Source organism: Lentzea sp. NPDC042327 (assembly GCF_040647275.1).
In the GTDB taxonomy this organism is placed as follows: Bacteria; Actinomycetota; Actinomycetes; order Mycobacteriales; family Pseudonocardiaceae; genus Lentzea.
The window spans coordinates 253,306-274,074 of record NZ_JBEZBX010000002.1 but is presented as its reverse complement, the minus strand read 5'-3'; the positions used below and the strand labels follow the sequence as shown (position 1 = coordinate 274,074).

Below are 20,769 nucleotides of genomic sequence, written 5' to 3'. Positions count from 1 at the left end.
ACCCCTGTACTACCAGTGAGGTCTAGCGGCGGACCACACCCTGGAGCTGCGCGCGCAGCTCCGGGGTGAGTTGTTGACCGACTCTCTCGACCAAAAGCGTCATCTCGTAGGCCACGAGGCCGATGTCGCAGTTGGGTGCCGCCAGGACGGCAAGGCATGAGCCGTCACTGATCGACATGAGGAACAGGTATCCCCGCTCCATCTCGACGACGGTCTGGTTGACCCCGCCTGCCTCGAAGCAGCGGGCAGCACCCTGTGTGAGGCTGACCAGCCCGGACGCGACGGCGGAGAGCTGCTCTGCACGGTCCCGGGGCAGCCCCTGGGACCCCGCGAGCAACAGCCCGTCCGCGGACACCACGACGGAATGTGCCACGCCGGGCACCCTCCGCACGAAGTCGGTGATAAGCCAACCAAAGCTGCCTGGCTGCGCTGCGGTCGTCACTCCTGCTCCTCGTTCTGCCGGCTCGACTGGTCACCAGCGTATGCCTCGATCAATGCGTGCCGGCCTCGCCGGACACCACTTTGCAGGCTCGACATGCGCCCGCGCACCGCATCGGCGGAACGGGGCGGCAGCGGCGGGCGCTGCGCTGTCTGTGACGCGGCCTGCGGCGTGGGTGCCGCAGATCCTGGCACGAGCTGAGCCTTCGGTGTCCGTTTCGGCAATCCTGCCGCTGTCTTCGACTCCGGCGTCTTGTTCAACAACGCCTGAGCCGCCTGCCATCCCTCGTCGGCAGGCGACTGCCAAGCCGACTCGGAAGTGGGTACCGCCGCTGGAGTCTCCTCCACAACGGGCTCCGGTTCCACAACTCGCTCCTGCTCGGCGGGGGCGACTACTGCTTCCTCGACCGGCGGCTGCACCTTCGCGCGCGGTTTGCGCACGGGCAGACCGGCTGCCGACGTGGTGGTGGGTGCCACCGCCGGGACGGGCTTGCGGGTACGGGTCGGGAGCTCCGGTTCCGGTCCGTCCGAGAGAGGCGGGGTCGTCGGCGGCTCGTCGATGTACTCGACGCCGCCGGCGCTGGAGCCGTTGAGCTTCGCCTCGACCTTGCCCGCGGGTGCCGCGGGCCCGCCGGCCGCCGCGGGCGGAACCGGCTGGGCGGTGGACGCCGACGTCTCGCTGCCGATGGCCTGGAACCACTGCGAGAGGACCGCCTCGTAGATCGGCAGCCGCTCGGTCGGGGCGTCCAGGTCGTGCTCGATCGCCCTGCGCGACGGCTCCGAGGTGCCGTTGCGGTGCGCGAGCTCGGGCTCGACGGGGGCGCGGGAGACGCCGTTGGTCGACGGCGGCTCGTCCACCGGCGGGATCGGGACGAACTGCGTCGTCTCGTAGCCCGGCTCGAAGGAGATCTCGCCGTCTTCCTCGTCGCGGTCCTCGTAGGCCGTGAAGAGCGTCGGCTCGCCGAACGAGCCCTCCGGCTCCACCGCGGCGAGCTGGTCGCGGCGCCAGCGCTCCGACGGCGTGACGTCCTCCGCAGGGGGCGGGTCCTGGTAGACCGGCACCGCCGTGGCGCCCGCACCGGTGTCGGTGAGCGAGCTGGGCACGAAGCTGACCGGGATGCTCGGGCTCGAGTCATCGATGCGCGGCACGGCCCCGGTGGCACCGCCGAACGCACCCGCGATGCCGCTGGCCCTGCTGGCCGTGGTCGTCGTGGCGGGGGCCGCGGTGTGGCCGAAGTCGGTCGGACCGGTGTGGGCCGTGCCGCCGAACTCGGTGGTGAGCTCCGCCTGCGGCTGCATGCCGAACGCGGAGGCGAGGCCACCGGAGCCCGACGGCGGGGCGGCGGGCATCGGCTGGCCCGGCGTCGCGATGAGCGTCTCCGGCACGATCACGAGCGCGGTCGTGCCGCCCTCGATGTCCTCGTTGCCGCGCAGGCGGACCTTGATGTCGTGGCGCTTGGCGAGCCGCGCGACCACGTACAGGCCCATCCGGCGGGAGACGGCGACGTCGACGTCCGGCGGGTCCGCCAGGCGCTCGTTCGCGTCGATGATCTCCTGGTCGCCCATGCCGACGCCGCGGTCCTGGATCTCGATCGCCAGCTCGCCCTTGCGGGTCTTCGCCGTGCGGACGGTGACCTTGGTGACCGGGTCGGAGAACGCCGTGGCGTTGTCCAGCAGCTCGGCGATGAGGTGCACGAGGTCGTTGACGGCGCGGCCCTGGACCGTGAGGTCCGGGGTCTGGCCGACCTGCACGCGGGCGTACTGCTCGACCTCGGAGACCGCCGCACCGAGCACCTCGGCCGCGGGGACCGGGCGGGTGAGCCGCCGCGAGAGGTCGGTGCCCGAGAGGACCAGCAGGTTCTCCGAGTTGCGCCGCATGCGGGTGGCGAGGTGGTCGAGCTCGAACAGCGAGGCCAGCTGGTCGGGGTCCTGCTCGTCCTGCTCCAGCCGGTCGATCAGGTTCAGCTGGCGCTCGACCAGGGCCTGAGAGCGGCGGGAGAGGTTGACGAACATCGCGTTGACGTTGTCGCGCAGGAGGGCCTGCTGGGCGGCCAGCCGCACCGCTTCACCGTGCACCGCGTCGAACGCGCGCGCCACCTGGCCGACCTCTTCACGGGTGTGCACCGGCACCGGCTCGACGGCGGTCTTCGCCGCGTTCTCCGGGTTCGGGTCGGCGAGGATGCGCTCGACCGCGTCGGGGAGCCCGTGGTCGGCGACGTCGAGGGCGGTGCGGCGCAGCGTGCGCAGCGGGCTGAGGATCGAGCGGGCGACGAACAACGCCATCAGCAGTGCGAGCGCGAGGACCGCCAGCACGACGCCGGACTCGACGTAGGCACGGGTGCGTGCGGCGCCCGTGAGCTCGTCGGTCCGGTCCTGCAGCTGTTCGAGGAGCAGGTTCTCGACGTCGCGGGTCAGGTTGACCGTCAGCGTGGCGGCGATGTCCCACTTCTCCGACGTCAGCGTCGTGAAGTCCTTGGTGCCGGCCTGCTGGTTGATGGCCGATTCCTGCATGTCGTTCGCGGTGTCGACGATCAGGCCGGTGACGGTGTCGTCGTAGATCTTGGCCTGCTCCGGCGTCGCCGCCTTGCGGAAGTCGTTGCGGGCGGCTTCGAGCTCGGCGTCCGCGGCCTGCAGGGAGCGCAGCTGGGACGGCGTGAACGCCTTGCGCTGGAAGACGTCGAGGAGGATGGCCCGCTTGAGCGACTCCTGCTCCTTGATGCGCGCGATGGCGTTCGTCGTCAGGTGCAGGCGCACCAGCTCGGGGTCGTTGATCTCGGAGATCGTCTGCTCACCGAGGCTGATCAGCGTCTCGATGGACTCCGAGTAGGTCCGCTGGACGGCTTCGGCGGGGTAGAGCGTCTCCCGCACCGAGTTGCGGAGGCTGTTGAGGCGGTCGAGCTGCTTGAAGGCGACCTGGAAGCGCTCGACGGCGGCCGGGTTCATGTCGGAGCCGAGCTCCGAGATCCGGTTGTTGAACGTCTGGCTGGTGTCGTTCACCCTGCGGAGCTGGCGGTCCAGGACGACCCGGTCGAGCTTCCTGTTCGAGGCGACGTAGCTGACCGAGAGGTCGCGCTCGCGCTGGAGCTGCTGCACCAGGTCGGCGACCGCCGTCTCGAGGCGGATCTGGTTCGCGAGGTTGTTGAACTCCGTCGCGTCCTGGAGGTCTGTGCGGACGCGCAAGCCACCCAGGGCGAGTGCACAGATCGTCGGGATGAGCAGGACGGCGAGCAGCTTCGTGCGCAGCCGCCAGTTGCGCAGGCGCCAGCCCGCGGATCGGGCAGGTCCGGGGCCGGTTCCGACGTCCCGCTTCACCACGGCGGGTGTCGCAGTCAGCAGGCCGTCACCCTGTGCAGCCAGTCCGTCACCCGATTCGGGCCTTTCGGAGCGTGTGGTGTCACCCACGCCAAACTGGCTGGGACCTCTCTCACGTCGGGCCACTCTGGGCTTCCTCTTCCAGCAGCAGTGTCCCGGTCTCTCCCCAGGACCGAGCATGGACTCGTCAAACGGGCGGAATTGCAGCACAGAGGTCGTTCGCCCGCTGAGGCGCCCTACCCCGTCCACAGACACCCCGGTCTACACGACCTGTGCCACCCGGCCGGGAGCGTAATGGTCAGCCCCCGCTCGGGGGAAGTCTCCAGAAGCACTCACCGTGTCGAGACGGGGTGTCGTTTCATACGTTCAGGTGGTTAACATCCCCGGTTGTCGGCATGCCTCATGACCGTCCGAACGCCCTGTTGGGACTGCGGACGGCCGGCCTGTGGCGACACTCACTGATCAACTTGATGCTACTCAAGGCCAACCGGCGAGAGGTGCCATGGCTACCCGAGCCAACGCTCTGCGGCTTGTCGCAGTGCTCATGACATGCGTTCTGACCGCGAGCTGCAGCCTCTTCGGAAGTTCGTCGAGCGGCAGTGGCGCGGACCTGGAACGCACCGCGCTGCGCATCGGCGTCGCGCAGGTGGTCGACGTGGCCCCGCTGCGGATCGCGCTGACCGACAAGCTGTTCGAGAAGTACGGCCTGCAGGTCACGCTGGTCCCGCAGACCAACGAGTCCGAGGCCATCGGCCAGCTCGACACGACGCTCGACCTCACGTGGGCGACGCACGTCAGCTTCTTCTCGGCCGTCGCCTCGACCACGGAGAAGAACCGCGAGCTGCAGCTGCAGGGCGAGGCCTACCAGGCGGGCCCGAACTCGATGGCGCTGGTCACGCCCGCCAACTCGGACTACGACGACCCCGGCAAGCGGCCGTCGCCGATCATCGCGGTGAACAGCGAGACCGACATCGGCTCGCTGACCACGAAGGCCGTGCTCGGCACCGCCGCGGTCGAGCGGGGCAAGATCCAGTTCCGCCCGATGCCCTTCGGCGCGATGGAGGAGGCGCTGAAGTCGGGCAAGGTCGACGCGGCGTTCATGATCGAGCCGTTCATCACGAAGGCGCAGCGCAACATCGGCGCGAAGATCCTCACCGACACCGCGCGCGGCCCGACACTGGACTTCCCGATGTCCGGGTACGCGTCCACCAAGAAGTTCGCCGAGGCGAACCCGAAGACGCTCAAGGCGTTCCGCGAGGTGCTCCGCGAGGCGCAGCAGCGCGCGCAGGCCAACAAGCTGGCCGTGCAGGACTCGCTGACCACCTACGCCGACGTGGACGCGCCGACCGCGGCGCTCGTGTCGGTGGGCACGTTCCCGCTGTCGCTGAACCCCGTCCGGCTCCAGCGGGTGGCGGACATGATGGACACCGAGGACGTGCTGTCCGGTCGTCTGGACGTGCAGCAGCTGCTGCCACCGGGCACGATCAACTAGCGCTTCTCCCAGCGGCGGAGGGCGGGTCACCCCCGGTGACCCGCCCTCCGTCGTTCGGTCACTTCTCCGCGAGTGCGCTCAGGCAGTAGGTCAGGCCCGGCGCCGGCTCGGCGTAGGACACGGGCGTGCTCTCGCCGCAGTCCGCGGAGGCCTGCCTGACCACCTTGTCGACCTTGTAGGACTTCTGGGTCGAGTACCTGTTCTGCCCCTTGGAGCAGTCGATCGCCTTCGGACCCGCGAGGCTGATGCCCGCCATCGGGTCCTCGTAGCACCGGCCCTCTTCGAGCTTCTCCACCAGGCACAGCTTCAGCGTCTCCTTGCGCCGGCCGGACTGGTGGTAGGACGCGTACTCCTTGCTCGGGCACGCGTCGGAGGTGTCCTTCGAGGCCTTGGCGATGATGTAGTTCGCCTCGGGCGACCCGCAGTCGACCTTCTTGTAGTTCGGGCTGATCGTCGTGCCGGTCATGTTCGCGCAGTCGCCCGGCTTGGCCGACGGCTCGCTGCTGCCGAACACGCCGCGCAGCACCATGAACCCGCCGACCAGCACGAGCACCACGAACACGGCGCCGATGACCTTGCCCGCGGCACCGCCGGACTTGGGCGGCGGGGCGTACGGCATCGGCTGGCCGGGCATGCCGGGCGGCATCTGACCGGGTGGCATCTGACCGGAGGTCGGGCCGTACGGACCGGGCTGCGCGTAGGGGCCGGCTCCGTAGCCCGGCGGCGGCTGCTGACCGTGGACGGGCTGGCCGTAGGGCTGCTGACCGTAGGGCTGCTGCTGCCCGTACGGCTGCTGGCCGTAGGGCTGCGGGGGCTGGCCGCCGGGAGGCGGGCCGTACGGGCCCGGCTGCTGCGGGTGGTGGGGCGTCGTCACTGGGTTCCTCTCCGACGGGGGCGCGCAAAAGGGAAACCGGAGCCGCGCGGTCGCGACTCCGGTCTCCCCCGTGGTCCGGCCTGCTGCTACGCGGGCGTGCCGATGCAGTAGTTCAGCTTGGCCTCGGGGAAGGCGTAGGCCTTCTCCCCCTCCGCGCACTCCGGTGCGGCGGCGTCCTTGACCGCCTTGGTGACCTTGAACGTGGCGGTCTCCGCGCACCCGACGACCTTGGGGTTCACGTTGTCGCCGTCGTCGGCGTAGCAGGTGCCCTCGACGAGCACCGGCGCCAGGCACAGCTTGGTCTTGGGGCCGCGGCGCTGCGAGTGGCTGTACTCGACGTAGTCGCCCTTGCAGACCCCGGACACCTGGCCGACGACGTAGTTGGACTCGGCGGACGCGCAGTCGACCGCCTTGTAGTCCGGGTTGTTCGTCGTGCCGGTGATGTGGGCGCAGTCCCCCACCTTCGCCTGCGCGTCGTCGTTCGTGAAGTAGTTGAACGCGTAGATCGCGACGGCCGCGACGACCAGACCGACGACGTAACCGAGGATCTTCTTCAGAACGCTCGGCTTCTTCGCCTCGGGCTGCGGCCCTGCGATGGGCGCAACCTGCTCCGTGCTCATGTGCTGTTCTCTCGCTTCCGCTCAACCTCGGGCGGCCCGTGCCCCCCGACAAGGCCGGAGCAGAGGCTGCCAGGCGGAAGCGGACACCGCTGGCGCTTTGCGAAAACGTTACGGCTGCTTGTCGCCGCGTTCGAGGCAGAACGTCGTGGCGGGCTCCGGGAACACCGCCGCGCGCGCATCCCCGCAGGCAGAGCGGTCGGTCCTGCCGGTGAGCACCTTGACGACCCGGACCGAGTCCCTGGTGGCGCAGTCGACCTGGGCGATGCCGGTCTCGCGGTCCTGCCCGTAGCAGGCGCCCTCGTGGAAGTTGGGCATCAGGCAGAAGGTCGACTCGCCCGTGAACGTCGAGTAGTCCATGCCGCCGGACGGGCAGCTGTCGTCGTCGCGCGGCAGGATCTTGGCGATCTTGACGGTCGCGCCGCCCTCGTCGCACGCCAGCGCCTGGTAGACCGGGTCGTCCTGACCGCCGGAGATCCGCGCGCAGTCGCCGACGTGCGCGCTCGGGCCGGACTGGAGCTGGTCGACGACCAGCAGGCCGCCGAACGCGAGCAGGACGACGGCAGCGACACCCAGGCCGACCTTCTTCATGGCCTGGGTATCGGCAGCCGTCCGAGCCGGCTGATCACCGGATCAGGCGTTCTCGTGCACACCCATGCAGTAGACCGACGCGGGCTCGCTGAACCGCAGCTCGCTGGAGCCCTCCGGGCACACCGTGCCCTCCTCGGGCAGCCCGTCGACCTTCTTCACGATCTTCACCGGCGACTCGACGGTGCACGCCTCCTTCTTGAAGGCGCCGTCGTCGCTGGAGGTGTAGCAGTTGCCCTCGGCCAGGTTCGGCATGAGGCACAGCGAGTCCCCGCCCGACTTGACCGGCTCGTAGATGCCCTCGTCCGGGCACGGGTCGTCCGCGTTGCCCAGCACCTTCGCCACCTTGTGCGTGGCCTCCTGGTCACCGCAGCCCTGCGAGCTGACGTTCCACTCGCCGTCCGGCTTGTCCACGTCCTGCGGCGACGCGCTCACGCAGTCGCCTGCGTTCAGGCCGCCCATCTGCGTGAACACGAACACGCCACCGCCGACCAGCACCACCGCCAGCACGCCGACGATGACGAACTTCAGCCAGCTGTTCTTGCCCTTGGGCGACTCGTCGGACTCCGCCTCGGCCGCGGGTGGCTGCGCGCTGGGCTCGACGGGATCAGTCGACTCGGTGCTCATGCGCGAGAACGTACGACACGGGGTGTTGGCTCGGTGTGTCGGCTCACAGTTGCCCGCTCCCGCGTCCGCCGTGATGGCGACAGCAGCGCATTTGGCACCGTCAGGGAGACTGGGCAGGTGACCGATGGCCCCCTGATCGTGCAGTCGGACAAGACGCTGCTGCTTGAGGTAGACCACCCGCTGGCCGATGAGGCGCGAACGGCCATCGCGCCGTTCGCCGAGCTGGAGCGGGCGCCGGAGCACGTGCACACGTACCGCGTGACGCCGCTGGCGTTGTGGAACGCCCGCGCGGCCGGGCACGACGCGGAGCAGGTGGTGGACGCGCTCGTGCGGTTCAGCCGGTACCCGGTGCCACAGCCGCTGCTGGTGGACGTGGTGGACACGATGGGGCGCTTCGGGCGGCTCGTGCTGAGCAACAGCCCGGCGCACGGCCTGGTGCTCGCCACCACCGACCGCGCGGTGCTCGAAGAGGTGCTGCGGAACAAGAAGGTCGCGCCGATGTTCGGGGCGCGCATCGACGACGACACCGTGATCGTGCACCCCAGCGAGCGCGGCCGGCTCAAGCAGCTGCTGCTCAAGGTCGGCTGGCCGGCCGAGGACCAGGCGGGCTACGTCGACGGGGAGGCGCACCCGATCGAGCTCGCCGAGGACGGGTGGAAGCTGCGCGACTACCAGCGGCTCGCGGCGCAGGCGTTCTGGGCCGGTGGCTCCGGGGTCGTGGTGCTGCCGTGCGGCGCGGGCAAGACGCTGGTCGGCGCGGCGGCGATGGCCGAGGCGCAGGCCACCACGCTGATCCTGGTCACGAACACCGTGGCTGGGCGGCAGTGGAAGCGGGAGCTGATCGCGCGCACGAGCCTCACCGAGGAGGAGATCGGCGAGTACTCCGGTGAGCGCAAGGAGATCCGGCCGGTCACCATCGCGACCTACCAGGTGATCACGCGCAGGTCGAAGGGCGAGTACAAGCACCTGGAGCTGTTCGACTCGCGCGACTGGGGCCTGATCGTCTACGACGAGGTGCACCTGCTGCCGGCGCCGGTGTTCCGGATGACCGCGGACCTGCAGTCGCGGCGCAGGCTCGGGCTCACCGCCACCCTCGTCCGGGAGGACGGGCAGGAGGGCGACGTCTTCTCGCTGATCGGGCCGAAGCGGTACGACGTGCCGTGGCGCGACATCGAGGCGCAGGGCTGGATCGCCCCCGCGGAGTGCACCGAGGTGCGGGTGACGCTCACGGACAACGAGCGGCTGCTGTACGCGACGGCCGAGCCGGAGGAGCGGTACAAGCTCTGCTCGACGGCGCGGACGAAGATCCCGGTGGTCCGGCGGGTGCTGGAGCGGCACCCCGGCGAGCCCGCCCTGGTGATCGGCGCCTACCTGGACCAGCTCGACGAGCTGGGCGAGGAGCTCGACGCACCGGTGATCAAGGGGTCGACGAAGAACAAGGAGCGCGAGGAGCTGTTCGACCGGTTCCGCCGGGGCGAGCTGCGCACGCTGGTCGTGTCCAAGGTCGCCAACTTCTCCATCGACCTGCCGGAGGCGTCGGTGGCGGTGCAGGTCAGCGGCACCTTCGGGTCGCGCCAGGAGGAGGCCCAGCGCCTCGGCCGGCTGCTGCGGCCCAAGGGCGACGGACGGCAGGCGCACTTCTACTCGGTGGTCGCGCGGGACACCCTCGACACCGAGTACGCGGCGCACCGGCAGCGGTTCCTGGCCGAGCAGGGGTACGCGTACAAGATCGTCGACGCGGACGACCTGGTCGGATGACGACCTGGTGGATGTGGAACCCGGCCGCACCCCCGCCCCGCGGCCGGTTCCGGTCGGAGCGGTCGCTCGCCGCCGCCGCACCCGAGGCCCAGGTCGTCCGGTCCACCGACTTCACGTGCCCCGAACAGCTCCGCCGCGCCACCGCCGCCCGCACCGACTTCCTCGCCGTGACCGGTGACCCGGTGCGGGTGGCGCTGGTCGAGCGGCGGCTGTGGACGCTGCTGGTGGCACTGCGCCGCTCGGTGCCGGTCCGCGCCGCGCTCGCACTGGCACCCGCGAAGCCGGGCCGGGCCGCGCTGGTCGCGGAACCGACCCGCGAGCTCGCCGACCTGGACCGGCGCTTCGACCGGTTCGCGGCGGCGCTCGCCGTGCTGCGGGCCGACCCGACCCCCGAACAGCTGCGCCACACCGCCGCACTGGACTGATCGGCGCCCACTGCGCCCGCTGCGCCCGTGCGGTCGTTGCGCAACGATGACGTCGCACGGACGTCCTCATGAGACCCGTCCGGAAGGCTGGAGGACATGCCGCGCGTACTGCTGATCGAGGACGACGAGGCGGTCCGGGAAGGACTGTCGCTGGCCCTGACCTACCAGGGCCACGCGGTGACGGCGGTGCGCACCGGCGAGGAGGGCCTCGACCTCCTGGCCAGGGGCGACAACCCGGACGTGGTCGTGCTCGACCTGATGCTGCCGGGCGTGGACGGGTTCGAGGTGTGCCGCCGCATCCGGGCCGCGGGCGACCTGCCGATCATCATGCTGACCGCCCGCAACGACGACATCGACGTGGTCGCGGGGCTGGAGGCGGGCGCGGACGACTACGTGGCCAAGCCGGCGCAGGCCCGCGTGCTGGAGGCGCGGATCAGGGCGGTGCTGCGGCGGTTCGCGGTCAGCCAGCCCAGCGTGCAGACCGAGCGGTACGGCGACCTGACGATCGACCGCGACGGCCTCGTGGTCACCCGGCTCGGCCGGCCCGTGGCGCTGGCGCCGACGGAGCTGCGGCTGCTGCTGGAGCTGTCGGCGGCGCCGGGCCGGGTGATGTCGCGGCAGCAGCTGCTGGAGAGCGTGTGGGACCAGGGCTACCTCGGTGACTCGCGGCTGGTCGACGCGTGCGTGCAGCGGTTGCGCTCGAAGGTCGAGGACGACCCGGCGGCACCGGTGTACGTGCAGACCGTGCGCGGCTTCGGGTACCGGTTCGGACCGCTGTGACGCTGCGCCTGCGGTTGTTGCTCTCGTTCGCGTTCATCAGCGTCTTCACCGCAGTGGCGGTCGCGGGCGCCGGGTACGTGCGGGCCCGCGACGCGATCGTGCAACGCGCGCAGGACCGGGCCGTCACCGAGACCACGAACCGGGTCGAGCAGCTCTACCCGCTGCCCGCCCGCCCGGTGGACGCGCTGGTCCTGGAGCGCATCGCGGCCCGCGTGTCCGGCCGGGAGGGCGACGCGCTGGCCACGGCGCACGGCGTCACGGCGGGCTCGATGAACCCCTCGGTGATCACGCCGGAGCTGCGCAGGCACGTGTCGTTCGGCTACGTCGGCTGGCAGCGCGTGTCGCACGCGGGCCGGGTGTGGCTGGTCATCGGGATGCAGCTGCGGGTGTCCGGCGGTGGCGAGTCCGGCATCGAGGTCTACGCGCTGCGCCCGTTCACCAGCGAGGCCGAGGTGATCGACGAGCTGGCCCGCAACGCGTGGCTGATCGGCGGCGCGGGCCTCGTGCTGGCGCTGGCGCTGGGCCTGCTGGCCGCGCAGGGCGTGCTGCGGCCGGTGCGGGCGCTGCGGATGGCGGCGTTCCAGCTCGGCCAGGGCGACCTGTCGGCACGGGTGCCGGTGCGCGGCAGGGACGAGCTGACGGACGTGGCCTCGACGTTCAACAGCACCGCCGCCTCCCTGGAGCACCACGTCGGCGAGCTGCGGCGGATGGAGGCCGACGCCCGCCGGTTCGTGGCCGACGTGTCGCACGAGCTGCGGACGCCGCTGGCCGCGATGACGGCGGTGACGGACGTGCTGGACGCGGAGACCGCGGCACTGCCGGGCGTGGCCGGGCAGGCGGCGCGCTTGGTGAACCGGGAGACGCAGAACCTGACGCGGCTGGTGAACGACCTGATCGAGGTCACCCGCTTCGACTCGGGCACCGCCGCGCTGGCACTCGACGACGTGGACGTGGCCGAGGTCGTGCGGGCGACGCTGCGGCTGCGCGGCTTCGAGGTGACCGCCACCCTGCCCGACGGGGTGCGCGCCCGGCTCGACCCGCGGCGGCTGGACGTGGTCGTGGCGAACCTGGTGGGCAACGCGGTGCGGCACGGCGCCCCGCCCGTCACCGTGCGGCTGGCGGTCGACGGGTCGTGGCTGGTGATCGAGGTGGCGGACTCCGGGCCCGGACTGGCGGAGGAGGTGCTGCCGCACGTGTTCGCGCGGTTCTACAAGGCCGACTCGGCTCGGGGGCGGTCGGAGGGCAGCGGGCTGGGGCTCGCGATTGCATGGGAGAACGCGCGGTTGCACGGTGGCACGCTGACGGCGGCGAACCGGCCCGGTGGGGGTGCGGTGTTCACGCTGCGGCTGCCGGTCGGGGAGCCGTTGCGGGCCGGGGGTGCGGCGTGAGCCGGGGAGCCGCCGACTGGGAGTCCGGTGTGAGCCCGAAAACTGTCGGTGCCGGCTGGAAGAATGGAAAACGGGGGTCCCCTGCGAGGGGACGCCTGCGCAAGCTCGCGCCGACGATCCTGGCCGTGCTCGCGGTCGCGGTCCTCGCCTCCTGCGGCATCCGCCCCACCGGCGTCATCCCGGGCCTGCAGGCCCCGAGCGGTCCCGTCGAGAACCCCTCCCCGTCCGTCTACTGGGTCGCGGCCGGCCAGGTCGTGCCCGTCGCCCGCGACCAGGGCAGCCTCACCGGCCGCGACGTCGTGGCGTTGCTCGCGCAGGGGCCCAGCGGCGACGAGCAGCAGCGCGGGCTGAGCACGGAGGTGCCGTTCGACGCGGCGCCCGCGACGGTCGACCGGGTGGAGAGCGGGCTGGACGTCACGGTGTCGACGGACGTGTCGTTGCTGAGCCGGAACGCGGTCAGGCAGATCGTGTGCACGTTGCTCGCCGTGCAGGCGGTGGGGACGGTGCACCTGCGCGGCGGCGGGCATTCGCTGGAGGGGCGCCGGTGCGGTTGAATCGGGCGGTGCACGTCTATTCGATCCCGATGAACGTCCGGTTCCGCGGCATCACCACCCGCACCGGCGTGCTGGTCGAAGGGCCGGCGGGGTGGGGTGAGTTCTGCCCGTTCGAGGAGTACGACGACGAGGAGGCGGCGCCGTGGCTGCGGTGCGCGCTGGAGGCGGCGTACGAGGGGTGGCCGCGGCCGCTCAGGGACAGGGTGCCGGTCAACTGCACCGTGCCGGTCGTCGGTCCGGAGCGGGCGCACGAGATCGTGACGAGGTCGGGGTGCGCGACGGCCAAGGTGAAGGTCGCCGAGAGCACGCTCGAAGAGGACTGCGCGCGGCTTGAGGCGGTCCGGGACGCGCTGGGGCCGCAGGGCCACGTCCGGGTCGACGCGAACATGCTGTGGGACGTCGACACGGCGGTCAGGGCGATCAAGGCGATGGACCGCGCGGCCGGCGGCCTGCAGTACGTGGAGCAGCCGTGCCGCACGCTCGACGAGCTGGCCGAGGTGCGCAGGAGGACGACCGTCCCGATCGCCGCCGACGAGTCGATCCGCAAGGCAGAGGACCCGCTCAAGGTGGCCGTCGCGGGCGCCGCGGACATCGCGGTGATCAAGGTGGCGCCGCTCGGCGGCGTCCGCAGGGCGCTGGAGATCGCCGAGGCGTGCGGGCTGCCGTGCGTGGTGTCGTCGGCGCTGGAGACGTCGGTCGGCATGGCCGCGGGGATCGCGCTGGCCGCGGCACTGCCCGAGCTCGACCACGCGTGCGGGCTCGCCACGGTGGAGCTGTTCCAGGGCGACGTGACGAGCGAGTCGCTGAAGCCGGAGAACGGCTACCTGCGCGTGCCGGCGAAGGCGCCGGTGCCGGACCGGATCGGCGAGTTCGAGGTCGTGGACCGGCGTTGGACCGAGCGGTTCGACCGGGTCAGGGCTTCCCTCTGACTCCACGGGCTGCGCACCTCACGGCCAGGTGCGCCTGATGCCGTCCTCCTTCACCGCGTAGATCGCCGGGCCGCCCCGCGTCACGGCGCGGTGGATCGCGGCCTGCGCGTTGTGGAACCTGCTGATCATCTCGTCTCGGCGGAGCTGCTGGTTGTCGAGGTAGAAGAGCACCGCCAGCCTGTCCTCGACAGGCCGCCGCTCAGGTGGCCGCCCCTTGATCCGCCCGTCTTTGCACAACGGGACCCAGCCCCGGTCCAGTCCGTACTCCAACCACTCGTCGTCCGCGGTGAACTGCGCGTCATCGGGGAAGTGATCGGTGATGCGGTGCACGGTCCACCCGAGACGAGCAAGACCTTCGGCGACCCCTCGGCCAAGGCTTCTGTCCAGGAAGAATTCAGGCGACGACACGTTGGGCGGCTCGGCAGATCGATTCGACTTGTTCCGGAGTGAGGTCGTATTCGTATCCGACTTCCTTCAGGGAGTCGCCGGCGAGCCACATGTCGACAATCGCGTTGACCGGCACGTGGTTGGCCTCGATCACCGGGGCTCCCCAGCCGAAGCGGGGATCGATGATCACAGGAGCGACATCGGGATATTGCCTCAACCTGAGCGACGCCGCCAACCCGTCGCCGGTGTCCCACCCGATGTATTTCATGTGTGCTTTCAACAAATCGCGAATCGGTCTCTGCTGATCACCGACGCGTGCGATGTCTCCGTCGGCGTACTCCAAGAAGATGTCGACACCCTCGGTCGCGATCTTGCGAGTTGCCAGCGCGTACGGGGTGTCGAACTCCCGGCGCACGGCCTCGGCCGCGTCTCGGATCTTGTTCATTCGAAGCCCGAGATCACGCAGCGACCGGAGGACGTATGCCTCCACCACGGCCACGAAAGGCACTGACGGCCAGCCACGCCGATCAGGATCGACTCGGTGGACCAGTGGAGCGCCATCTGCTTCTTCACGCAACCACCGGTCAAGCGTCGATCGAGGAATCTGCAGGTGCCTCGCGGTCTCTTTCGGCGTCAACAACGGATCGTGGAGCTTGTCGACCACAACCGCACCTCCTCCCGAACCGACATTCGGATCTTAGCGCTGGACCGAGCGGTTCGAACGGGTCAGGGCTTCCCTCTGACCAGCCCGTGCTGGTTGGCGCCGAGGCTGAACACGATCTCCTCGGTGCGGCTGACCGCCTGCGTCCGCCGTTCCGTCGCGGGCACCCGCGTCAGGTCCACCAGCCGGATCGGCGGGCCGAGCTCCACCAGGGTCGGGGTGTAGGAGGCCTCGGTGACGGACCAGCCGGCCGGGCCCTGCTCGAAGCGGAAGCGGGCGACCACGCCCTCCTCGGTGACGCCGCGGGGTTCCGCGTGCCGGGCGACCTCGTTGCCCAGGCCGTAGGCGACCCACTTGGTGCCGATCTTCTCGAACGGCTGCACGACGTGCACGTGCGTGCCGATGATCAGGTCGAGTGCCGGGTCGGCCAGCAGCCGGCGGGCCAGTGCCTTCTGCTCGGCGGTGACGGCGTGCTGGTACTCGTTGCCCCACTGCACGGACAGCACGACGACCTCGGCTCCGGCGGCGCGGGCGGCCCGCGCGTCGGCGAGGATCTTGTCGGCGTCGATCTGGTTCGCGCGCCACGGCTGGGGCAGCGGGATGCCGTTGAAGCCGTAGGTGAACGACAGCTGGGCGACCTTCACGCCGTTCGCGTCGAGGATCAGGGGTGTGGCCGACTCCTGCTGCGTGCGGTACGAGCCGGTGTGCTTGAGCCCCACCGCGTCCATCGCGTCCAGCGTCGTCGTGATCGCGGAGACGCCGCGGTCGAGGGTGTGGTTCGAGGCGGTCGAGCACGCGTCGTAGCCCACGTCGACCAGGCCCTTCGCGACCTCCGGCGGGGCGAGGAAGGACGGGTAGCCGAAGAACGGGCCCTCCTTCTTGCCCAGCGGCACCTCCAGGTGGCACAGCGACAGGTCGGCCTTGAGCGTGTCGCGGATGCCGGAGAACAACGGCAGGAAGTCGCGGCCCGCGGCACCGCCGTCGGCGACCGCCTGGTCGGTCAGCGCCGGGTGGACCAGCACGTCGCCGCCGGCGGTGAGGGTGAACGAGCGGGCCGGCGGCGGGACCGGTGAGGGGGACGACGGTGGCACCGGGGCCGAGGTGAGCACGACCGGTGAGCCGGTGCACCCGGACAGCGCGACACCGGCGGCCAGCACGAGGGCCGGCCACCGGTGAGCACGCTTCAGCGCTGCCGCCTGCGTCGCAGGGCCAGTAACAGCACGACGGCCAGTACACCGGCCGCGACGGGGAGCACGCGCTTCAACGCCGGAACGCCTGCCGTGTCGATCAGGTCGATCGGCTCGTCGGGAACCACTCGGAGATGCTGCTGTTGCGCCACCTCGTCAGCATCCCCGGAAGCCGCCGTGCTCGCCAGGTGTTCCGCGAACTGGCCGGCGAGTTCGCCGCTGACCTCGGCGATCGCCGGGCCGTTCAGTGGTGGATCGGTGCACCGAGGTCCACGAGCCGGCGGCCGGTTCCCCTCCACCGCAGGGCGATGACCTCGGCGGCGATCGACACCGCGGTCTCCTCCGGTGTCCTGGCGCCCAGGTCCAGGCCGATCGGCGAGGCCAGCGCGCCGAGCTCGCCCTCGGTCAGCCCCGCCTCCCGCAACCGCCGCAGGCGGTCTTCGTGCGTGCGGCGGGAACCCATCGCGCCGACGTAGCCGACCTTGAGCCGCAACGCGACCTCCAGCAGCGGCACGTCGAACTTCGGGTCGTGCGTGAGGACGGCGATCACCGTCCGCTCGTCGAGCTTGGGCGCCTCGGCCCGCAGGTACCTGTGCGGCCACGCGACGACGACCTCGTCGGCCTCGGGGAAACGGGTGCGGGTCGCGAACACGGGCCGTGCGTCGCACACGGTCACCCGGTAGCCGAGGAACGCGCCGAGCCTCGCCATGGCGGCGGCGAAGTCGATGGCACCGAACACGAGCATCCGCGGCGGCGGCTCGAACGAGTTCACGAACACGCTCATGCCCTCGCCGCGGCGCTGGCCGTCCGGGCCGTACCGGAGCACGCCGGACCGCCCGCTCGCGAGCATGCCGCGCGCGTCGTCCGTGACGGCGTCGTCGGCGCGGGACGACCCGAGCGTGCCCGAGCGGCGATCGGGCCAGATGACCATCCGCTGCCCGATGCGGTCCGGGTGCTCGACGACGGTCGCGACGGCCACGGGTTCCCCGGCGCGAACGGTGTCCACGACCTCGCCGAGCTGCGGGAACGTCTCCGCGTTGATCTTCTCGACGTAGACGTCGATGATCCCGCCGCACGTCAGGCCGACGGCGAACGCGTCGTCGTCGCTGACGCCGTAGCGCTGCAGCACCGGCTCGCCGGTCGTCTGCGCGAGGTCGTAGACGGCCCCTTCGACGCACCCGCCGGACACGCTGCCGATCGCCTGGCCGTCCCCGGTCACGAGCATCGCCGCACCGGCCGGCCGGGGTGCCGAGCTGAACGTCGCGACCACCGTCCCGACGCCGACGGTCTCGCCGTTCGCGACCCGGTCGGCCAGCTCGAACAGGACATCACGCACGGCGTACCGCCTCCGGGGAGTCCATGACCCCCAGAGTACGACTCAGGGTCAGGTTCCGGGTGGTCACCGATGTGCGACCGCCCGGAACCGACGATTCTTGAGCCATGAACAACAACGTGCTCGACGAAGCGACGACGAAGGTCAAGAAGCTCCGGCGCAGCCGAAGCGACAAGATGGTCGCCGGTGTCTGCGGCGGCGTGGCCAAGATGATCGGCGTGGACGCCGCGCTGCTGCGGATCGTCCTGGTCGCCGCCACGCTGCTCGGCTTCGGCACCGGCGCCGTCCTCTACGTCGCCGCGTGGATCCTCATGCCCGAGGAAGACGCCGCGATGTGATCACCGTGGAAAACCGGGAACGCCGGGTAGCCGTTGCCAGGGGTGGGGACCGTTGAGGGGCCGGTACTCCACCCCCAGGGCGTCGAGCCGCGGCAGGTGGTGCTCGCGCAGCCGCCGCACGAACTCCGGGTCCTTCTCCGCCGGTGACCACACGACCTCGGCGAACGCCGCCAGGCGCGGGAACGCCGCGTAGTCCACGCGCCGGGCCGAGTCGAGGTGCTCGGTCCAGATGTTCGCCTGCGCCCCCAGCACGCGCCCCGGTTCGTCACCGGTGAGCTCGGCCGGGACCGGCTCCCACGCGTAGACGTCCTCCAGCGTCGTCACCGTGCCCACCGGGATGGGCTCGTCGTCCGAGCCGGACTGCCGGTAGTCGAGGTAGACGAACTCCTCGGGGCACATCACCACGTCGTGGCCCTCGCGGGCCGCCGTGACACCGCCTTCCACGCCGCGCCAGGACGCCACGACCGTGCCCGCCGGCAGCGGGGCGGAGTCGAGGACCTCGTCCCAGCCGTAGGGCCGCCGCCCGCTGCGCACCAGGTGCCGCGCGATCTCGCGGACCAGCTCGCCGTCGTGGCCGGGTGCCTCGTCGCCGCCGAGCCCGATGACCTCCGCGGGGAACACGTCCATCAGCTCGTCGAAGACCACCCGGTAGAAGTCCGCTGTGGACTCCTCGGTGTTGAGCACGCGTTCGTTGATGCCCCAGTCGGTCCACACGCCACCGCCGTGCACCCCCAGTTCCGGGTAGGCCGCGATCGCCGCCTGCGAGTGGCCGGGGATGTCGATCTCCGGGACCACCGTGACGTGCCGGGCCGCCGCGTACGCGACGATCTCGCGCAGGTCGTCCTGGGTGTAGAAACCGCCGTGCGGACGGCCTGTCAGCCCGCCCGAGCGCCGGTCGCCGAACCGCGAGTCCTCCCGCCACGAGCCGACCTCGGTGAGCTTCGGGAAGGCCTTCACCTCGAAGCGCCAGCCCTGGTCGTCGGTGAGGTGCAGGTGCAGGACGTTGAGCTTGTGCACGGACAGCAGCTCGACCCACCGCAGCACCTCCCGCTTGGGCAGGAAGTGCCGGGCGACGTCGAGCATGACGCCCCGCCACGCGAACCGCGGGAAGTCGACGACCTCGCAGGCCGGGATGACCCGCGGCTTGTCGCCCGCCGCGCGGAACGCGCCGGGGCCGAGCAGCTGCCGCAACGTCTGCAGCGCGTTCATCTCGCCCGCCGCGTCGTGCGCCTCGATCAGCACGCCGTCGTCGGAGGAGAGCAACCGGTAGCCGCCGGGCGGACCGTCGACGAGCACGGTCTCCCAGCCCTTGTAGTCGACGAGTCTTCCGCCATCCACATAGGACACCGGACGTGGCAGCAGGTTCATCCCTTCACCGCCCCGGCGAGACCGGACACGAGCCGGCGCTGGACGAAGATGAAGAAGACGAGCACAGGGATGGTCATCAGGGTGGAGCCCGCCATGATCGCGCCCCAATCGTTCTGGTCGGGTTTGACGAAGACCTGGAGAGCCAGTGGCAGGGTCTGGTTCTCCACAGCGGAGATGATGAACGTCTTGGCGAACAGGAAGTCGTTCCAGGCGTGGATGAACGACAGCACGGACGTCGCCACCAGTCCGGGTGCGACGAGCGGGAACAGCACCTGCCAGAGGAACCGGAACCGCGAGGCGCCGTCCAGGGTGGCGGCCTCCTCCAGCTCCACCGGCACCGCGGCGACGAAGCCGCGCAGCATCCAGATCGCGAACGGCAGGCTGAACGCCAGGTGCACCAGCACGAGCGAGCCCAGGTGGTTCAGGCCGAACACCGGCACGGTGTCGCCGACCGACCGCATCAGGAAGAACAGCGGCACGGTCAGCGCCTCGACCGGCACCATCTGCACGACCAGCAGCATGATCAGCAGCGTGGTGCGGCTGCGGAACCGGAAGCGGGTCAGCGCGGTCGCCGCGAGGAACGAGATCAGGATGCTCAGCGCCACCACGATCAGCGCCACGACGATGCTGTTCACGAAGTAGCGCCCGAAGTTCGCGACCGTGAGCGCCCGCGTGAAGCTGTCGAGCGTCGGCCGCGTCGTCCACGGCACCGGGTCGGCCGAGATGATCTCGTCCTCCGGCTTGAACGCGCTCAGCACCATCCAGAACAGCGGGAACGCCACGACTGCGGCGATGACGAGGACGAAGCCCTCGGTCAGCCAGCGCTTCACAGGGCCTCCCCGGAACGGCGCAGTGCGCGCAGGTAGAACAGCGTGACCACCAGCAGCAGCACGGTCGTCACGACGCCGATGGCGGCGCCCAGCCCGTACTCCGACGCCGCGAACGCCTGCTGGTAGGCGTAGACGTTGAGCACGAGGTTGCGCCCGGCGATGCCGCCGCCGTTGGTCATCACGTAGATCTGCGTGAAGATCTTGAAGTCCCAGATGATCGACTGGATCGTCACCACGAGGATGATCGGCCGCAGCAGCGGCAGGATGACGCTCCACGCCGTGCGGAACGCCGAGGCGCCGTCGAGCGCCGCGGCCTCCAGCACCTCACCGGGGATCGCCTTGATGCCCGCGTAGAGCGTGACCATGACGAACGGGAACGAGCACCAGATCACCTGGGCGGCGACGAGCCCGAACGCGGTCCACCTGTCGAACGTCCAGGAGAAGCCCTGGATGCCGAGGACCTCGTTGACGAACCCGAAGTTCGCGTCGAACAGGAACAGCCAGATCGTCGAGCCGGCGACGGCGGGCGTGGACCACGCGCCGAGCGCCGCCAGGAACAACGTCATGCGGACCCACGTCCTGACCCGCGTGGCCAGGATCGCGAGGAAGGCGCCCACGAGCAGGGTGCCGACCACGCAGACCGCCGCGAAGGCGACGGTCTGCCCGAGCACGGTCCAGAACTGCTGGTCGCCCAGCAGCCTCTGGTAGTTCCCGAGGCCCAGGAACTCCAGCGGCGCACCACCGCTCACCTGCTCCTGGCCGTAGTCGAAGAGCGAGATGAGCACGAGCTGGTAGATCGGGTAGGCCAGCAGGCCGCCCAGCACCAGCAGCGCTGGGGCCAGGTAGGCGAACGCGGTCCGCCCCTGGCCCTTGGCGGTCATGC

Annotated in this window: 22 protein-coding genes; 8 read left to right on the top strand and 14 right to left on the bottom strand. The window is 70.7% G+C overall.

What is annotated here, in order from left to right; genetic code table 11:
• Window positions 1-22: 22 nt before the first annotated feature.
• Together AB0A63_RS05105 and AB0A63_RS05100 are read right to left on the bottom strand one after the other, a co-directional pair.
• Window positions 23-442 (bottom strand): roadblock/LC7 domain-containing protein, encoded by a 420-nt coding sequence (locus AB0A63_RS05105; protein ID WP_030470879.1) that lies wholly within the window; start codon window positions 440-442, stop codon window positions 23-25.
• The gene (locus AB0A63_RS05100; protein WP_360385504.1) at window positions 439-3,750 is read right to left on the bottom strand and encodes a nitrate- and nitrite sensing domain-containing protein; all 3,312 of its coding nucleotides are present in this window, start codon (window positions 3,748-3,750) and stop codon (window positions 439-441) included. Before AB0A63_RS05100 ends, AB0A63_RS05105 begins: the two co-directional genes overlap by 4 nt.
• Before the next feature lie 544 nt (window positions 3,751-4,294).
• Between AB0A63_RS05100 and AB0A63_RS05095 the strand changes: the two genes are divergently transcribed.
• Entirely contained in the window at window positions 4,295-5,242 is a 948-nt protein-coding gene (locus tag AB0A63_RS05095; RefSeq protein WP_360385502.1) for an ABC transporter substrate-binding protein, read from the top strand.
• A 58-nt stretch (window positions 5,243-5,300) separates the two neighbouring features.
• On the opposite strand, the gene AB0A63_RS05090 is transcribed toward AB0A63_RS05095, so the two are convergent.
• The 4 genes from AB0A63_RS05090 to AB0A63_RS05075 all read right to left on the bottom strand — a co-directional run bounded on the left by AB0A63_RS05090 (window position 5,301) and on the right by AB0A63_RS05075 (window position 7,948).
• Window positions 5,301-6,116, bottom strand: coding sequence for a hypothetical protein (locus AB0A63_RS05090; protein ID WP_360385500.1), 816 nt, complete (start codon window positions 6,114-6,116; stop codon window positions 5,301-5,303).
• Between the two features lie 86 nt (window positions 6,117-6,202).
• Window positions 6,203-6,736, bottom strand: a complete 534-nt coding sequence (locus AB0A63_RS05085) for a hypothetical protein (protein WP_360385498.1) — start codon at window positions 6,734-6,736, stop codon at window positions 6,203-6,205.
• 108 nt (window positions 6,737-6,844) lie between these two features.
• Window positions 6,845-7,324, bottom strand: a complete 480-nt coding sequence (locus AB0A63_RS05080; RefSeq protein WP_360385496.1) for a hypothetical protein — start codon at window positions 7,322-7,324, stop codon at window positions 6,845-6,847.
• A gap of 42 nt (window positions 7,325-7,366) precedes the next feature.
• Window positions 7,367-7,948 (bottom strand): hypothetical protein, encoded by a 582-nt coding sequence (locus AB0A63_RS05075; protein ID WP_360385494.1) that lies wholly within the window; start codon window positions 7,946-7,948, stop codon window positions 7,367-7,369.
• Between the two features lie 117 nt (window positions 7,949-8,065).
• Here AB0A63_RS05075 and AB0A63_RS05070 point away from each other — a divergent pair, with 117 nt between their 5' ends.
• The 6 genes from AB0A63_RS05070 to AB0A63_RS05045 all read left to right on the top strand — a co-directional run bounded on the left by AB0A63_RS05070 (window position 8,066) and on the right by AB0A63_RS05045 (window position 13,782).
• A complete protein-coding gene (locus tag AB0A63_RS05070; protein WP_360385492.1) occupies window positions 8,066-9,706 on the top strand; it encodes a DNA repair helicase XPB in 1,641 nt (546 codons plus the stop codon).
• Window positions 9,703-10,131, top strand: a complete 429-nt coding sequence (locus tag AB0A63_RS05065) for a hypothetical protein (RefSeq protein ID WP_360385490.1) — start codon at window positions 9,703-9,705, stop codon at window positions 10,129-10,131. Before AB0A63_RS05070 ends, AB0A63_RS05065 begins: the two co-directional genes overlap by 4 nt.
• Before the next feature lie 96 nt (window positions 10,132-10,227).
• Window positions 10,228-10,911, top strand: coding sequence for a response regulator transcription factor (locus AB0A63_RS05060; protein WP_360385488.1), 684 nt, complete (start codon window positions 10,228-10,230; stop codon window positions 10,909-10,911).
• On the top strand, window positions 10,908-12,299 hold the full coding sequence (locus AB0A63_RS05055; RefSeq protein WP_360385486.1) for a HAMP domain-containing sensor histidine kinase: 1,392 nt from the start codon (window positions 10,908-10,910) through the stop codon (window positions 12,297-12,299). Before AB0A63_RS05060 ends, AB0A63_RS05055 begins: the two co-directional genes overlap by 4 nt.
• Window positions 12,300-12,328: 29 nt before the next feature.
• Window positions 12,329-12,853 (top strand): hypothetical protein, encoded by a 525-nt coding sequence (locus AB0A63_RS05050; protein WP_360385484.1) that lies wholly within the window; start codon window positions 12,329-12,331, stop codon window positions 12,851-12,853.
• Window positions 12,854-12,861: 8 nt separating this feature from the next.
• Window positions 12,862-13,782: an o-succinylbenzoate synthase gene (locus tag AB0A63_RS05045; RefSeq protein WP_360385482.1), complete on the top strand. Its 921-nt coding sequence runs from the start codon at window positions 12,862-12,864 to the stop codon at window positions 13,780-13,782.
• An 18-nt stretch (window positions 13,783-13,800) separates the two neighbouring features.
• On the opposite strand, the gene AB0A63_RS05040 is transcribed toward AB0A63_RS05045, so the two are convergent.
• The 5 genes from AB0A63_RS05040 to AB0A63_RS05020 all read right to left on the bottom strand — a co-directional run bounded on the left by AB0A63_RS05040 (window position 13,801) and on the right by AB0A63_RS05020 (window position 17,353).
• Window positions 13,801-14,190: a hypothetical protein gene (locus AB0A63_RS05040; protein WP_360385480.1), complete on the bottom strand. Its 390-nt coding sequence runs from the start codon at window positions 14,188-14,190 to the stop codon at window positions 13,801-13,803.
• Entirely contained in the window at window positions 14,177-14,833 is a 657-nt protein-coding gene (locus AB0A63_RS05035) for a DUF433 domain-containing protein (protein WP_360385478.1), read from the bottom strand. The genes AB0A63_RS05040 and AB0A63_RS05035 overlap by 14 nt, the downstream gene beginning before the upstream one ends.
• Window positions 14,834-14,895: 62 nt before the next feature.
• A complete protein-coding gene (locus AB0A63_RS05030; protein WP_360385476.1) occupies window positions 14,896-15,987 on the bottom strand; it encodes a CapA family protein in 1,092 nt (363 codons plus the stop codon).
• Window positions 15,988-16,013: 26 nt separating this feature from the next.
• Window positions 16,014-16,145 carry a hypothetical protein gene (locus AB0A63_RS05025; RefSeq protein ID WP_360385474.1) on the bottom strand — a complete coding sequence of 44 codons (132 nt, stop codon included), beginning with the start codon at window positions 16,143-16,145 and terminating at the stop codon, window positions 16,014-16,016.
• A gap of 116 nt (window positions 16,146-16,261) precedes the next feature.
• Window positions 16,262-17,353 (bottom strand): XdhC/CoxI family protein, encoded by a 1,092-nt coding sequence (locus AB0A63_RS05020; protein WP_360385472.1) that lies wholly within the window; start codon window positions 17,351-17,353, stop codon window positions 16,262-16,264.
• A 104-nt stretch (window positions 17,354-17,457) separates the two neighbouring features.
• On the opposite strand from AB0A63_RS05020, the gene AB0A63_RS05015 reads away from it, so the two are divergent.
• A complete protein-coding gene (locus AB0A63_RS05015; protein ID WP_360385470.1) occupies window positions 17,458-17,688 on the top strand; it encodes a PspC domain-containing protein in 231 nt (76 codons plus the stop codon).
• On the opposite strand, the gene AB0A63_RS05010 is transcribed toward AB0A63_RS05015, so the two are convergent.
• Genes AB0A63_RS05010 through AB0A63_RS05000 form a run of 3 tightly spaced genes read right to left on the bottom strand, consistent with a single transcriptional unit; the run spans window position 17,689 to window position 20,767 of the window.
• On the bottom strand, window positions 17,689-19,056 hold the full coding sequence (locus AB0A63_RS05010) for a beta-N-acetylhexosaminidase (RefSeq protein WP_360385468.1): 1,368 nt from the start codon (window positions 19,054-19,056) through the stop codon (window positions 17,689-17,691).
• Complete coding sequence (locus tag AB0A63_RS05005; protein ID WP_360385466.1) at window positions 19,053-19,886, bottom strand: carbohydrate ABC transporter permease; 834 nt, start codon at window positions 19,884-19,886, stop codon at window positions 19,053-19,055. The genes AB0A63_RS05010 and AB0A63_RS05005 overlap by 4 nt, the downstream gene beginning before the upstream one ends.
• Window positions 19,883-20,767, bottom strand: a complete 885-nt coding sequence (locus AB0A63_RS05000) for a sugar ABC transporter permease (RefSeq protein WP_360385464.1) — start codon at window positions 20,765-20,767, stop codon at window positions 19,883-19,885. The genes AB0A63_RS05005 and AB0A63_RS05000 overlap by 4 nt, the downstream gene beginning before the upstream one ends.
• Window positions 20,768-20,769: the final 2 nt, after the last annotated feature.